The sequence below is a fragment of the Burkholderia sp. BCC1638 genome (assembly GCF_902833195.1).
In the GTDB taxonomy this organism is placed as follows: Bacteria; Pseudomonadota; Gammaproteobacteria; order Burkholderiales; family Burkholderiaceae; genus Burkholderia; species Burkholderia diffusa.
Genome location: NZ_CADFEC010000002.1, coordinates 48,465 through 63,608, shown reverse-complemented (window position 1 = coordinate 63,608; position 15,144 = coordinate 48,465). Strand labels below are relative to the sequence as shown.

The window sequence follows — 15,144 nt, the reverse complement described above, 5'->3', positions numbered from 1 at the left end:
GCCTGAACGAAACCGCCGGGCGGGCGGCTCCCACCCGGGGCCGCCCGTCCGCTTCGCCCGGCCGTACACGTCCGGCCGGGAAGCAACAGGATTTCCCCATCATGTCTCTGTTCTCGTTTCTGGGCGCGCTGGAGATCGGCCTGATCTTCAGTCTCGTCGCCCTCGGGGTGCTGATTTCATTCCGCATCCTCAACTTCCCCGACCTGACCGTCGACGGCAGCTTTCCGCTCGGCGGCGCCGTCGCCGCGACGCTGATTTCCGCTGGCCACGACCCGTTCACGTCGACGGTGATCGCGATCGTCGCGGGCGCGCTGGCCGGCTTCGTCACCGGCTGGCTCAACGTGCGCCTGAAGATCATGGACCTGCTCGCCAGCATCCTGATGATGATCGCGCTCTACTCGGTGAACCTGCGGATCATGGGCCGGCCGAACGTGCCGCTCATCACCGAGCCGACGATCTTTACCGTGCTGCAGCCCGACTGGATGCCCGACTACGTGCTGCGCCCGGCGCTGCTCGCGATCGTCGTCGTGGTCGCGAAGCTCGGCCTCGACTGGTTCTTCTCGTCGCAGCTCGGCCTCGCGATGCGCGCGACCGGCGCGAACCCGCGGATGGCGCGCGCGCAGGGCATCGCGACGGGCCGCGCGACGCTCGCCGGGATGGCGCTGTCGAACGCGCTCGTCGCGCTCGCCGGTGCGCTGTTCGCGCAGACGCAGGGCGGCGCCGACATCTCGATGGGGATCGGCACGATCGTGATCGGGCTGGCCGCGGTGATCATCGGCGAAACGCTGCTGCCCGCGCGCCGGCTCGTGCTGACGACGCTCGCCGTCGTGCTCGGCGCGATCGTCTACCGCTTCTTCATCGCGCTTGCTCTGAACAGCGAATTCATCGGCCTGAAGGCGCAGGACCTGAACCTCGTGACGGCCGCGCTCGTCACGATCGCGCTGGTGCTGCCGGCGACGCGCAAGAAGCTGTTCGCGCGCAAGAACGGAGGGGCCTGACATGCTGTCCGCACACGACCTGAAACTCACGTTCAACCCCGGCACGCCGATCGAGACGCGCGCGTTGCGCGGGCTGTCGCTCGAGATTCCCGACGGCCAGTTCGTCGCGGTGATCGGCTCGAACGGCGCTGGCAAGTCGACTTTCCTCAACGCGATCAGCGGCGACCAGCGCGTCGATGCGGGACGCATCGCGATCGACGGCACGGACGTGACGCGCCAGCCGGCGTGGGACCGCGCGCACCTCGTCGCGCGCGTGTTCCAGGATCCGATGGCCGGCACCTGCGAGGCGCTGACGATCGAGGAAAACATGGCGCTCGCGATGGCGCGCGGCGCCCGGCGTGGCTTTCGCGCGGCGCTTGACCGGCCGTCGCGCGAGCTGTTCCGCGACAAGCTGCGTCTGCTGAACCTCGGGCTGGAAAACCGGCTGACCGATCGGATCGGGTTGCTGTCAGGCGGTCAGCGGCAGGCGGTGAGCCTGTTGATGGCGTCGCTGCGGCCGTCGCGGATCCTGCTGCTCGACGAGCACACGGCCGCGCTCGACCCGAAGACGGCCGCGTTCGTGCTGGAGCTGACCGCGCGCATCGTCGCCGAGAGCAAGCTGACGACGATGATGGTCACGCACAGCATGCGCCAGGCGCTCGACTACGGCGACCGCACGGTGATGCTGCACCAGGGGCAGGTCGTGCTCGACGTGTCGGGCGACCAGCGCCGCGGGCTCGACGTGCCGGACCTGCTGCAGATGTTCGAGAAGGTGCGGCACGAGCAGCTCGACGACGACGCGTTGCTGCTCGGCTGACGCGCGGCGGGCGGGCCGGCGCGGTGCGGGGTGCCGCATCGTGCCGGTTCGCCCGGCGGTTGGCGTGTCGGCCCGGCGATTCGGACGACACGATCCGGCCCGCCCGCTCCGGTGCGGCGTAACATGAACGATCGCGCTGGATTTCCCGTCGTTTTTCCTCTGACGAAAAACCGGTTTCGCCTCAGTACTGTGCGACGCACGCGCATTGCCATATACTGTATATCCATACAGTTGTGGGTGGCGTCATGCTCGCATCCTCCATTTCTCCCGAATCCCTTCATCCATCCCTTTGGCGCGGCTCGCAGCTCGCGCGCGGCGGTGCGCGCACGATCGATACGGGTTTCGCGCCGCTGTCGGCCGAGCTGCCGGGCGGCGGCTGGCCGGTCGGCGGCCTCGTCGAGTTGCTGGCCGCGCAGCCGGGCTGCGGCGAGATGCGGCTGCTCGCGCCCGCGCTCGCGCGCACCGTCAGTGCGCGGCGTCCGCTCGCGCTCGTCGCGCCGCCTCAGTCGCCGCATGCGACGGCGCTCGCCGGTCTCGGCGTGCCGGCCGACGCACTGCTGTGGCTGCGCGCCGGCAGCCGCACGGATGCCTTGTGGGCCGCCGAGCAGGCGCTCAGGACGGGCTGCTGCGGTGCGCTGCTGCTCTGGCAGGACGCGCGGCCCGATGCGCTGCGGCGCCTGCATCTCGCGGCCGCGCGCACCGGCGACACGCTGTTCGTGATGCTGCGCCCGCTGTCGGCCGCGCGGCAGCCGTCGCCGGCCGTGCTGCGCGTCGCGCTGCATCCGGTGCCGGGCGGCGTGTCGCTCGACATCGTCAAGCGCCGCGGGCCCGCGCGCAGCGAGCCGCTTGCGCTCGATTTGCCGTCGCCCATCGTGGAGAGCCGCTATGCGCGTCTTGCTCGGCATCCATCTGCCGCGCCTGCCGCTCGACGTGTGCGTCCCGCCGCCGTCTGACGGCGCGGCGGACGACGCAGACGACGCAGGCTGTGCGGTGCTCGAGCAAGGTGTCGTGCTGATTGCCGATGCGCCCGCGCGCCGGCAGGGCGTGCGCGCGGGCATGAAGCGCGGCGGCGTGCTGACGCTCGCGCCCGACACACGGCTCGTCGAGCGCGATCCCGCCCGCGAGGCCGATGCGCTGCGCGCGGTCGCGCTCGCATTGCTGCGCTTCTCGCCGTGCGTCGCACTCGACGACGAAGCGACGCTGATCGTCGACGTCGGCCCGAGCCTGCGCCTGTTCGGCGGCCTGCCGTCGCTGTGCCGCCAGGTGCGCGCGACGCTCGCGGCGCTCGGCTATGCGGCGCGCCTGTCCGCCGCGCCGACCGGGCGCGGCGCGTGGCTGCTCGCGCGCATGTCGGCGCGTGCGCGCATCCGGCGCCGCGTGGCCGGGCCGGCTTCGCTCGTCCGTACGCTCGATCGTCTGCCGTGCGCGCTGCTGCCCGACGCGCGCGCGTATGCGGGCTGGTTCGACGGCCTCGGCTGCCGCACGCTCGCCGATCTGCGCGGCCTGCCGCGCGCGGGGCTGCAGCGCCGCTGCGGTCCGGCGCTGCTCGCCGCGCTCGATCGCGCGTACGGCGATGCGGTCGAGCCGCTTGCGTGGATGGCGGTGCCGCCCGTGTTCGACGTGCGGCTCGAATTGCCGGAGCGCGTCGAATACGCGGAAGCCGTGCTGTTCGCCGCGCGGCGGCTCGTCGTGCAGCTCTGCGGGTGGCTGGCCGCGCGGCAGCTGTCGCTGGCCGCGATGACGTTCGATCTCGAGCACGAGCGCGGCCGTCAGGCCGTGCCGCCGACACCGCTCGAACTCGCGTTCGCCGCGCCCGTGCGCGACGAGACGCACTTCATGCGGCTGCTCGGCGAGCGGCTCGCGCGCGTCGAATTGCCGGCCGCGGTGATCGCGGTGCGGCTGAAGGCCACGCGCGTCGAATCGGTCGCGCCGCCGGCCGACGATCTTTTTCCCGAGCCGGGCGGCACGCGCGAGACGCGTGCGCGGCTGTTCGAACTGCTGGTCGCGCGGCTCGGCGCGGAGAACGTGCTGCGCGCGGCACCCGTCGCCGATCACCGTCCGGAGGCCGCGAACCGCTGGCTGCCGCTCGATGCGCAAGCGGGCAAGCCGGCCGGCGGGCCGCCCGCCGTGCCGCCGCGTCCCGCGTGGCTGCTGGCCGAGCCGCAGCCGCTCCTGATGCGCGAGAACCGGCCGGTGTTCCATACGCCGCTCAGGATGATGTCGTCGGCCGAGCGGATCGAAGCCGGGTGGTTCGACGGGCAACTGGCCGCACGCGATTACTACGTCGCGCAAGACGAGGTCGGTGCGTGCTACTGGGTGTTCCTGGAGCGCTCGGGAAGCCAGGCCGAGCCGCGCTGGTTCCTGCACGGCTTGTTCGGGTGAGTCGAAATGAGTGCGGAATTCAGCTGGCTGCCCGATTACGCGGAGTTGTTCTGCCGATCGAACTTTTCGTTCCTGCATGGCGCGTCGCATGCGGACGAACTGGTCGAGCGCGCGGCCGAACTCGGCTATCGCGGGATCGCGATCACCGACGAATGCTCGCTGGCCGGCGCGCCGCGCATGCATGTCGCGGCGCAGGCGCAAGGGCTCCCGCTCGTCATCGGTTCGTATTTCGAAGTCACGCCGGATGAAGTCGCACCGGGTCACGATCCGGGCCCCGGCGCGTTCGGCCTCGTGCTGCTCGCGCAGAACCGCGAGGGTTACGGCAATCTTGCCGAGCTGATCTCGTGGCGGCGGATGGCCGCGCCGAAGGGCACCTATACGTTGACGTCGCGGATGCTGTCGGCCCCGCCCGCGGCGTTTGCGCACCTGCGCGGCATGCCCGACTGCTTCGCGATCCTCGTGCCCGCGTATCCGGTGCGCGCGGACGTGCTCGATGCGCAGGTCGCATGGTTTCGCGCGACCTTCGGCGAACGCGCGCGGCTCGGACTCGTGCAGCTGCAGCGCGCGCTCGATGGCGCGCAGCGCGAAGAGATTCGCGCGGCCGGCGAGCGGCGCGGCGTGCGTATCGTCGCACTCGGCGACGTGACGATGCACCGGCGCTCGTGCAAGGCATTGCAGGACGTGATGACGGCGATCCGGGTCGGGATGCCGGTTGCCGAATGCGGGTATGCGCTGGCGCCGAATGCGGAGCAGCACCTGCGTTTGCGGCAGCGGATCGGACAGTTGTACGCGCCGGACGAGATCGCGGAGACCTGCGCGATTCTCGACGCGTGCGATTTCGACCTCGGCTCGCTGCGCTACGAGTATCCCGACGAGATCGTGCCGCAGGGGCTGACGCCGACGCGCTATCTGGAACAGGAAACCTTCGCGGGGGCGGCGGGGCGTTATCCGCGAGGCATTCCGGAGAAGGTCGAGAAGCAGATCCGCCATGAACTCGACCTGATCGCGAGGCTGAGCTACGAACCGTTCTTTCTGACCGTCTACGACATCGTCAAATACGCGCGCAGCCAGAACATCCTGTGCCAGGGCCGCGGCTCGGCCGCGAACTCGGTCGTCTGCTACTGCCTCGGCATCACCGAGGTCGATCCCGACCAGAGCACGATGCTGTTCGAGCGCTTCATCAGCGAGGAGCGCGGCGAGCCGCCGGACATCGACGTCGACTTCGAGCATCAGCGCCGGGAAGAGGTCATTCAGCATATCTACGAAAAATACGGCAAGGATCGCGCGGCACTCGCGGCGGCGGTCTCGACGTATCGTCCGCGCGGCGTGCTGCGCGAAACCGGCAAGGCGCTCGGCGTCGATCCGATGCTGGTCGACCGCGTCGCGAAGGGGCATCGCTGGTTCGACGGCAGCCGCGACCTGCTGCAGCAATTCGCGACGACCGGGCTCGATCCGGCCACGCCGATCATTCGCGCATGGGCCGAACTCGCGGGGCGCTTGCTCAACTTTCCGCGCCACCTGTCGCAGCATTCGGGCGGCTTCGTGATCAGCCGCGGCAAGCTCACGCGGCTCGTGCCGGTCGAGAACGCGGCGATGGACGGGCGGCGCGTGATCCAGTGGGACAAGGACGATCTCGAGGCGCTCGGGCTGATGAAGGTCGACGTGCTCGCGCTCGGCATGCTGTCGGCGCTGCATCGCGCCTTCGACATGCGCACCGCGTGGCGCGGGCCGCGGGAGGACGGCCAGCCGTTCACGCTGAAGCACATTCCGCAGGATGACGAAGCAACTTACGACATGATCTGCCGGGCGGATACGGTCGGCGTATTCCAGATCGAATCGCGTGCGCAGATGTCGATGCTGCCGAGGCTGAGGCCGCGCAACTATTACGATCTCGTCGTCCAGGTGTCGATCGTGCGGCCCGGGCCGATCCAGGGCGGCGCCGTGCATCCGTATCTGAAGCGGCGCAGGATCGTGGCCGGCGAGGAGGAGGGCGAGGTCACGTATCCGAGCGAGGCGCTCAAGGAAGTGCTCGTTCGCACGCTCGGCGTGCCGATCTTCCAGGAGCAGGTGATGCAGATCGCGATCGTCGCGGCGGGCTTCACGCCCGGCGAGGCCGACGAACTGCGTCGCGCGATGGCCGCGTGGAAGCGCAAGGGCAACCTCGAGAAGTATCACGACAAGATCATCGACGGCATGCTCGAACGCGGCTACACGCGCGAATTCGCCGAGCAGATCTTCGAGCAGATCAAGGGCTTCGGCGAATACGGCTTTCCCGAGAGCCACGCGGCCAGCTTCGCGAAACTCGCGTACGCGAGCAGCTGGCTCAAATGCCACGAGCCCGCGATCTTCGTCGCGTCGCTGCTGAACAGCCAGCCGATGGGCTTCTACGCACCCGCGCAGCTCGTGCAGGATGCGAAGCGCCACGGCGTGAAGGTCTTTCCGGCCGACGTCACGCGAAGCGGCTGGGAAGCGTCGCTCGAAGCGCTGCCCGGCCAGCCGCCGCCGCACGGCCAGCCCGCGGTGCGGCTCGGCCTGTCGCTCGTGCGCGGCCTCGGCGAGGCTGCCGCGCGGCGCATCGAGGCCGCGCGCGCGGCCGGCCCGTTCGAGAACGTCGACGCGCTCGCGCGCCGCGCGCAGCTCGAACGGCGCGATCTCGAAGCGCTCGCCGCCGCGAACGCGCTCGCGACGCTCGCCGGCCATCGGCGCGATGCACTGTGGCAGGCCGTCGCCGCGGCACCGGAGCGCGACCTGCTCGCCGCCGCGCCGATCGACGAAACGGAGCAGCCGGTGCTCGGCGCGCCGTCGGAAGCCGACGACATCCTCGCCGACTATCACACCACCGGCCTCACGCTGAACCGCCACCCGGTCGCGCTGCTGCGGCCCGCGTTGCGCGCGCAGCGGCTGTCGTCCGCGGCCGAGTTGCGCGACCGTCCCGACGGCCGGCTCGCGCGTGCGTGCGGGCTCGTGATCGCGCGGCAGATGCCGGGCACCGCGAAGGGCGTGATGTTCATGACGCTCGAGGACGAGACGGGCTGCGTGAACGTGATCGTGCGGCCCGAGCTGCTCGCGCGGCAGCGCCGCGAAACGCTCGATTCGCGACTGCTCGCGGCGTCGGGCGTGTGGCAGGTCGTCAGCGACGTGAGGCACCTCGTCGCGCAGCATTTCGAGGATCTGACGCCGCTGCTCGGCGGCCTGCGCACGTCGAGCCGCGAGTTCCACTGACGCTGTGCGCCGGCATGCCGCCCGCGCGCCGCCGCCGGATGCATACCAGTCGGTCGAACTGGTTCTATTCCGGTATCGTTTTCGGCTTCCCAAGCCTGGCAAATCCGGCCCGGGAACTGTCCCCTTGCATACCAATCCGGGTAAATCCTTATCTCGCATCGCATTGTAAACAAAGGCTTTCCGGCAACTAAAACGCTTGCCGGGCAAGGCTCCCGGCGATTTTCGCGTCGCTAATACCAGTTCGTTGACTGGTATTATGGTGGTTATATAATGCGTTCACTTTCGACGGTCAGAGATCGTCGTCCGACACCCGGAGGCACATGGAAACCGGCTGGTCCGAACTGGCGCCCGATCCCCTCGACGACACGCCGCTGTATCTGCAGCTCGCCCGCAACCTGGCGAGCGCGATTCACGCCGGCGCGTGGCGGGCCGGCGAGGCGCTGCCGTCGGAGCGGCTGCTGTCGGGGTCGGTCGGTGTGTCGCGGATCACGGCCCGTCGTGCGCTCGCGCTGCTGGTCGAGCAGGGGCTGATCAAGCGGGCGCGCGGGGCGGGCAGCTTCATCACGCCGCGCGTTGCCGATCCGCTGTCGCGTCTCGTCGGCTTCACCGCGAAGATGCGGCAGCGCGGTTTCGTGCCCGATTCGGTGTGGCTGTCGCGCACGCTGCGCACCGCGAGGCGCGACGAGATCACGCGTCTCGGCCTCGCGCCCGGCGCGACGGTCGCGCGGCTCGAGCGGCTGCGCCGCGCGGACGGCATCGTGATGGCCGTCGAGCATTCGACGTTGCCGGCCGCGGTGGTGCCCGATCCGCAGGCGCTCGGCGCGTCGCTGTACGAATACCTCGACGCACGCGGGATGACCGTCGTGCGCGCGCTGCAGCACTTTCGCGCGGCGAACGCGACGCACGAGATCGCGAAGTGGATGTCGGTGAAGCCGGGCTCGGCCCTGCTCGTGATCACGCGCATCGGCTACGGTGTCGACCAGCGCGCGATCGAAGTGTCCGAAACGTATTGCCGCGACGACTATTACGACTTCGTCGCCGAACTGAAACGCTGACGCGCGAGACTGCCCGTGCGCCACGCGCGGCGGAGCGCAACGAAGCACAACGGATTTGCAAATCGCGACGCGGATGTCCGCGTCACCAGATCATCAAGAGAAACGTCATGCTGACTGGAAACATCCTCACCCCCGACGGCTGGATTCTCGGCTCGCTCGACAGCGAGAACGGCCGCATCACCACGCTCGACGGCACGCCCGCCGATCCCGCGAAGAACGACGCGCCGTACATCCTGCCCGGCTTCATCGACCTGCACGTGCACGGCGGCGGCGGCGCCGACGTGATGGAAGGCGGCGACGCGATCGAGACGATCGCGCGCACGCATGCGCAGTTCGGCACAACGAGCCTGCTCGCGACGACGATGACCGCGCCGCGCGACGAACTGATGCAGGTCGTCGCGAATCTCGGCACCGTCGCGCGCACCCGCACGCCCGGCGGCGCGCGCGTGCTCGGCGTGCATCTCGAAGGGCCGTACATCAACCCCGGCAAGCTCGGCGCGCAGCCGGACGCGGCCGTGTCGGCCGTGCTCGACGAAGTGCTGAAGTACCTGTCGATCGCGCCGATCCGGGTCGTCACGCTCGCGCCGGAAATCGCCGGTCACATCGAGATCATCGGCGAGATGGCCGCGCGCGGCGTGCGCGTGCAGCTCGGCCACTCGCTCGCGACCTACGACGACGCCGTCGCCGCGCTCAAGCACGGCGCATGCGGCTTCACGCACCTGTTCAACGCGATGTCGCCGCTGCATCACCGCAACCCGGGCCTCGTCGGCGCCGCACTCGCGCATGCCGAATACGCGGAAATCATCCCCGACCTGCTGCACGTGCATCCGGGCGCGATTCGTGCGGCCCTGCGCGCGATCCCGCGCCTGTACGTCGTGACCGACAGCACGTCCGCCACCGGCATGCCCGACGGCGAATACCGGCTCGGCAGCCAGCACGTGACCAAGTGCCTCGGCGGCGTGCGGCTCGCCGACGGCACGCTCGCCGGCAGCACGCTGACGATGGACCAGGCGCTGCGCAACCTCGTGTCGCTCGGCCTGCCGATCGCCGACGTGTCGAACCGGATGTCGCGCTATGCGGCCGACTACCTCGGCGTCGCCGATCGCGGCCGCCTCGAGCGCGGCGCATGGGCCGACCTCGTCGTGTTCGATCGCGACCTGAACCTCACCGCGACCTACGTCGAAGGAGAATCGATTGTCGAATATGCTTAAGGAAGCGCGCGAGTCCGCCCAGGTCGTCGCCGCGCAACTCGCCGACACCACGCGCGTCGAAGCGCTCGCCGGCCAACTCCTCGATCACCCGCCGGCCGTCGCGCTGACGGTCGCGCGCGGCAGCTCCGATCACGCCGCCAGCTATTTCGCGAGCCTGACGATGAGCCGCCTCGGCGTGCCCGTCGCGTCGCTGCCGATGTCGGTCGCGACGCTGCAGCAGGCGCCGCTGAAGGTGCAGGACCAGCTCGCGCTCGCATTCTCCCAGTCGGGCAAGAGCCCCGACCTCGTCAACACGATGGCCGCGCTGCGCGAAGCCGGCGCGCGCACCGTCGCCGCCGTCAACGTGCTGCCGTCGCCGCTCGCCGACGCGTGCGAGCATCAGCTGCCGCTGCTGGCCGGCCCCGAACTGTCGGTCGCCGCGACCAAGAGCTACATCGCGATGCTGTCGCTGTCCGCGCAGATCGTCGCGTACTGGCAGCGCGACGCCGCGCTGATCACGGCACTGCGCGGCCTGCCCGACGTGCTCGCGCAGGCGGGCCGGCTCGACTGGTCGCCGGCCGTCGCCGCGCTCGCGGGCATCGAGCGGATGATCGTGATCGGCCGCGGCCTCGGTCTTGCGATCGCGCAGGAAGCCGCGCTGAAACTGAAGGAAACCTCCGGCATCCAGGCCGAGGCGTTCTCGAGCGCCGAAGTCCGTCACGGCCCGATGGAGCTGATCGACCGCGACTATCCGCTGCTCGTGTTCGCGCCGCCGGGCCCGGAGCAGGCCGGGCTGCTGCAGCTCGCGCAGGACATGCGCGCGCGCGGCGCGGCCGTGCTGCTCGCGGCGCCCGCCGGCACGCCCGGCGCGACCTTGCCGCTCGCGCAGTCCGCCCATTCGGCGCTCGACCCGATCGCCGCCATTCTTTCGTTCTACGTGATGGCGGCGGATCTCGCCGTCGCGCGCGGCCGCAATCCCGACACGCCGCGCCACCTGAACAAAGTCACCGAAACGCACTGATAGCCGAGACAGCCGATGAGACGCGCCGAGGAGTCCCAGTTGAAGAGTTCCACCCATGATCAGATCGTCCTGCTTGCCCCGCTGACCGGGCCGATCGTCGCGCTGGCCGACGTGCCCGATCCGGTGTTCTCCGGCGGGATGTTCGGCGACGGCATCGGCATCGATCCGCTCGCGGGCCGGCTCGTCGCGCCGTGCGCCGGCATCGTGTCGCATCTCGCGCGCACCGGCCATGCGGTGACGATCACGACGCCGCAGGGCGCGGAAGTGCTGCTGCACATCGGCATCGACACCGTCGAGCTGAACGGGCAGGGCTTCACCGCGCGCGTCGAAGCCGGCGCGCGTGTGGCGGCGGGCGATCTGCTGATCGAGTTCGACCAGGACGCGGTCGCGCGCAGCGCGCATTCGCTGGTCTCGGTGATCGCGATCGCGAACTCCGACGCGTTCGACGTGGTCGAGCGCGCGAGCGGTTTCGCGACGGCCGGCGAGACGCCGCTGCTGACATTGCGCGGCAAGGGCGAAGCCGCCGCGCAGGCGGCGCAGGCCGGCGCGGCGGCGATGAACGAAGTGCGCCGCGCGGTCGTGCTGACGCAGCCCGGCGGCCTGCATGCGCGCCCGGCCGCGCGGGCGCGCGAAGCCGCGCGCGGGCTCGACGCACACGTCGACGTGCTTTTCGACGGCCGCAAGGCGCCGATCGCAAGCGTGGTCGGCCTGCTCGGCCTCGGCGCCGGCGAAGGCGCGACGATCGAACTGGTCGGCCGCGGTGCGCACGCGCGGGAAGCCGTCGAAGCGGTCGAGCGTGAGTTGCTGCGCGAAGCGCACGGCGAGGTCGAGGAACGGCCGGCGCGGCTCAAGTCGCCCGCACCGCAGCCGATCGTGCGCAACACCGGCGCAACACTCGATCCGAACACGCTCGCGGGCGTGTGCGCGGCGCCCGGCATCGCGGTCGGCACGCTGGTGCGTCTCGACGATGCGGACATCGTGCCGCCCGAACAGGCGACCGGCACGCCCGCGTCGGAAAGCCGCCGGCTCGATCAGGCGCTGACGGCGGTCGACGCCGAACTCGACGAAACGGTGCGCAACGCATCGGCGCGCGGCGCGGTCGGCGAGGCGGGAATCTTCGCGGTGCATCGCGTGCTGCTCGAGGACCCGACGCTGGTCGACGCGGCGCGCGACCAGATCAGCCTCGGCAAGAGCGCGGGCTTCGCGTGGCGCGCAACGATCCGCGCGCAGATCGACACGCTGTCGAAGCTCGACGACGCGCTGCTCGCCGAGCGCGCGGCGGACCTCCGCGACATCGAGAAGCGCGTGCTGCGCGCGCTCGGCCACACGAGCGGCGCGACGCGCACGCTGCCCGACGAGGCCGTGCTCGCCGCCGAGGAATTCACGCCGTCGGACCTGTCGTCGCTCGATCGCCAGCGCGTGACCGCGCTCGTGATGGCGCGCGGCGGCGCGACGTCGCATGCGGCGATCATCGCGCGCCAGCTCGGCATTCCGGCGCTCGTCGCGGTCGGCGACGCGCTGTACGCGATTCCGGACGGCACGCAGGTCGTCGTCGATGCGAGCGCGGGCCGTCTCGAACACGCACCGACCGCGCTCGACGTCGAACGCGCACGCCACGAACGCCAGCGCCTGGACGGCGTGCGCGAAGCGAACAGGCAACAGGCCGGCGCTGCCGCCGCGACCATCGACGGCCGCGCCATCGAGGTCGCCGCGAACATCGCGACGCTCGACGACGCGAACACCGCGGTCGACAACGGCGCGGACGCGGTCGGTCTGTTGCGCACCGAGCTGATGTTCATCCATCGCCAGGCCGCGCCGAGCGTCGTCGAGCACCAGCAGAGCTACCAGTCGATCGTCGACGCGCTGCAGGGCCGCACCGCGATCATCCGCACGCTCGACGTCGGCGCCGACAAGGAAGTCGACTACCTGACGCTGCCGCCCGAACCGAACCCGGCGCTCGGCCTGCGCGGCATTCGCCTCGCGCAGGTGCGCCCCGATCTGCTCGACGATCAGCTGCAGGGCCTGCTCGCGGTGAAGCCGTTCGGCGCGGTGCGGATCCTGCTGCCGATGGTGACGGATGCGGGCGAGCTCGTGCGGCTGCGCAAGCGTATCGACGAATTCGCGCGTGCGCAGGGCCGTACCGAGCCGATCGAGGTCGGCGTGATGATCGAGGTGCCGTCGGCGGCACTGCTCGCCGACCAGCTCGCGCAGCACGCGGATTTCCTGTCGATCGGCACCAACGACCTGACGCAGTACACGCTCGCGATGGACCGCTGCCAGGCCGATCTGGCCGCGCAGTCCGACGGCCTGCATCCGGCCGTGCTGCGCCTGATCGACATCGCGGTGCGCGGCGCGGCGAAGCACGGCAAGTGGGTCGGCGTGTGCGGCGCGCTCGGCGGCGATCCGCTCGCGGTGCCGATCCTCGTCGGCCTCGGCGTGACCGAACTGTCGGTCGACCCGGTGTCGGTGCCGGGCATCAAGGCGCGCGTGCGCCGTCTCGATTACCAGCTGTGTCGCCAGCGTGCGCAGGATCTGCTCGCACTCGACTCGGCACAGGCGGTAAGGGCAGCAAGCCGCGAGGTCTGGCCGCTCGACTGAACGTCGACGGCGGGCGCGCGAGCGTTTCACCACGCAAGCAATTAGGTCAACGACGATTAATGACGAGACATGGATTGGAGGACTGAATGGACGGGAATCCGTTTCTGAAGATACAGGGCCTGGGTCGAGCGCTGATGCTGCCGATCGCGGTGTTGCCGGTCGCCGGCATCCTGCTGCGGCTCGGACAGCCGGACGTGTTCAACATCAAGATGATCGCCGACGCCGGCGGCGCGATCTTCGACAACCTGCCGCTGCTGTTCGCGATCGGCGTGGCGGTCGGTTTCGCGAAGGACAACAACGGCGTGGCGGCGCTCGCGGGCGCGATCGGTTACCTGATCGAAACCGCGATCATGAAGGATATCGATCCCAAGCTGAACATGGGCGTGCTGTCCGGGATCATCGCGGGCGTGGTCGCGGGCTTGCTGTACAACCGCTACAAGGACATCAAGCTGCCGGACTACCTCGCGTTCTTCGGCGGCAAGCGGTTCGTGCCGATCATCACGGGGCTGGTGTGCGTGGTGCTCGGCATCGCGTTCGGGTACGTGTGGCAGCCGATCCAGCATGCGATCGACGCGGCAGGCCAGTGGCTGACGACGGCGGGCGCGATCGGTGCGTTCGTGTTCGGCTTCCTGAACCGCCTGTTGCTCGTCACGGGCCTGCACCACATCATCAACTCGCTCGCGTGGTTCGTGTTCGGCAACTTCACGCCGCCGGCCGGCGGCGAGCTCGTGCACGGCGACCTGCACCGCTTCTTCGCGGGCGATCCGACCGCGGGCACCTTCATGGCCGGCTTCTTCCCGATCATGATGTTCGGCCTGCCGGCCGCGTGTCTCGCGATGCTGCATGAAGCGCCGAAGGAGCGCCGCGCGATGGTCGGCGGCCTGCTGTTCTCGATGGCGCTTACGTCGTTCCTGACCGGGGTGACCGAGCCGATCGAGTTCAGCTTCATGTTCCTTGCACCGGTGCTGTACGTGATCCACGCGGTGCTCACGGGGCTGTCGCTCGCGGTCTGCCAGATCCTCGGCGTGAAGCTCGGCTTCACGTTCTCGGCCGGCGCGATCGACTACGTGCTGAACTACGGGCTGTCGACGAAGGGCTGGATCGCGGTGCCGCTCGGTATCGCATACGGCGTCGCGTATTACGGACTGTTCCGCTTCTTCATCCGCAAGTTCAACATGGCGACGCCGGGCCGCGAGCCGGCCTCGGCCGATGCGGCGGCCGAGTCGTACGCATCGGGCGGCTTCGTCGCGCCGGCAGCCGGCGCCGCCGCGGCAGCACCGCGTGCGCAGCGCTACATCGCCGCGCTCGGCGGTGCAGGCAACCTGACGGTCGTCGACGCATGCACGACGCGCCTGCGCCTGACCGTCGTCGATCCGGAGAAGGTGTCGGAGCCGGAACTGAAGTCGATCGGCGCGCGCGGCGTGCTCAAGCGCGGCGGCAACAGCGTGCAGGTGATCATTGGGCCTGAGGCCGACATCATTGCCGACGAGATGCGCTCGGCGATCGGCAGCGGTGCGACCGGCGCCGCTGAGACGGCCACGGCCGCTGCGGCTCAGCCGGTGACGGGCGCGGCCGCCGGTCCGCTCGATCCCGATCCGCTGCGCTGGCTCGCGGTGTTCGGCGGGGCGACCAACGTCGCTTCGCTCGACGCGATCGCGACCACGCGCCTGCGCGTCGTCGTGCGTGACGCGTCCGCGGTCGATCGCGATCGACTCGGCGCGCTCGACGTGGCATGGGTGTCGCCGGACACGTTCCACATCGTCTGCGGCAACGCGGCGGCACGCTACGCGGAACAGCTCGGCGCGCGCTTGACGTCGACGGGCGGCGGCGCGGCACCGCAACCGGCCTGATCCGGCACGATGCGATGAGGTGGGCCCGATCC

Annotated in this window: 10 protein-coding genes; all 10 read left to right on the top strand. The window is 70.2% G+C overall.

Annotation, left to right across the window (positions count from 1 at the left end; genetic code table 11):
* Positions 1 to 101: 101 nt before the first annotated feature.
* The 10 genes from HWX22_RS02090 to nagE all read left to right on the top strand — a co-directional run bounded on the left by HWX22_RS02090 (position 102) and on the right by nagE (position 15,112).
* A complete protein-coding gene (locus tag HWX22_RS02090; RefSeq protein ID WP_059526182.1) occupies positions 102 to 998 on the top strand; it encodes an ABC transporter permease in 897 nt (298 codons plus the stop codon).
* Between the two features lies 1 nt (position 999).
* The gene (locus HWX22_RS02085) at positions 1,000 to 1,794 is read left to right on the top strand and encodes an ABC transporter ATP-binding protein (RefSeq protein ID WP_059526179.1); all 795 of its coding nucleotides are present in this window, start codon (positions 1,000 to 1,002) and stop codon (positions 1,792 to 1,794) included.
* 245 nt (positions 1,795 to 2,039) lie between these two features.
* Entirely contained in the window at positions 2,040 to 2,747 is a 708-nt protein-coding gene (gene imuA / locus HWX22_RS02080; protein WP_175909315.1) for a translesion DNA synthesis-associated protein ImuA, read from the top strand.
* Positions 2,680 to 4,176 (top strand): DNA polymerase Y family protein, encoded by a 1,497-nt coding sequence (locus HWX22_RS02075; protein ID WP_175909317.1) that lies wholly within the window; start codon positions 2,680 to 2,682, stop codon positions 4,174 to 4,176. Before imuA ends, HWX22_RS02075 begins: the two co-directional genes overlap by 68 nt.
* Before the next feature lie 6 nt (positions 4,177 to 4,182).
* Positions 4,183 to 7,398: an error-prone DNA polymerase gene (locus HWX22_RS02070; RefSeq protein ID WP_175914971.1), complete on the top strand. Its 3,216-nt coding sequence runs from the start codon at positions 4,183 to 4,185 to the stop codon at positions 7,396 to 7,398.
* A 320-nt stretch (positions 7,399 to 7,718) separates the two neighbouring features.
* Positions 7,719 to 8,453, top strand: coding sequence for a GntR family transcriptional regulator (locus tag HWX22_RS02065; RefSeq protein ID WP_175914970.1), 735 nt, complete (start codon positions 7,719 to 7,721; stop codon positions 8,451 to 8,453).
* A 107-nt stretch (positions 8,454 to 8,560) separates the two neighbouring features.
* Positions 8,561 to 9,664, top strand: coding sequence for an N-acetylglucosamine-6-phosphate deacetylase (gene nagA / locus HWX22_RS02060; protein ID WP_175914969.1), 1,104 nt, complete (start codon positions 8,561 to 8,563; stop codon positions 9,662 to 9,664).
* The gene (locus tag HWX22_RS02055) at positions 9,657 to 10,664 is read left to right on the top strand and encodes an SIS domain-containing protein (protein ID WP_059526163.1); all 1,008 of its coding nucleotides are present in this window, start codon (positions 9,657 to 9,659) and stop codon (positions 10,662 to 10,664) included. Before nagA ends, HWX22_RS02055 begins: the two co-directional genes overlap by 8 nt.
* A 15-nt stretch (positions 10,665 to 10,679) precedes the next feature.
* Positions 10,680 to 13,262: a phosphoenolpyruvate--protein phosphotransferase gene (gene ptsP, locus HWX22_RS02050; protein WP_175914968.1), complete on the top strand. Its 2,583-nt coding sequence runs from the start codon at positions 10,680 to 10,682 to the stop codon at positions 13,260 to 13,262.
* Positions 13,263 to 13,348: 86 nt separating this feature from the next.
* On the top strand, positions 13,349 to 15,112 hold the full coding sequence (gene nagE / locus HWX22_RS02045) for an N-acetylglucosamine-specific PTS transporter subunit IIBC (protein WP_175914967.1): 1,764 nt from the start codon (positions 13,349 to 13,351) through the stop codon (positions 15,110 to 15,112).
* Positions 15,113 to 15,144 lie beyond the last annotated feature (32 nt).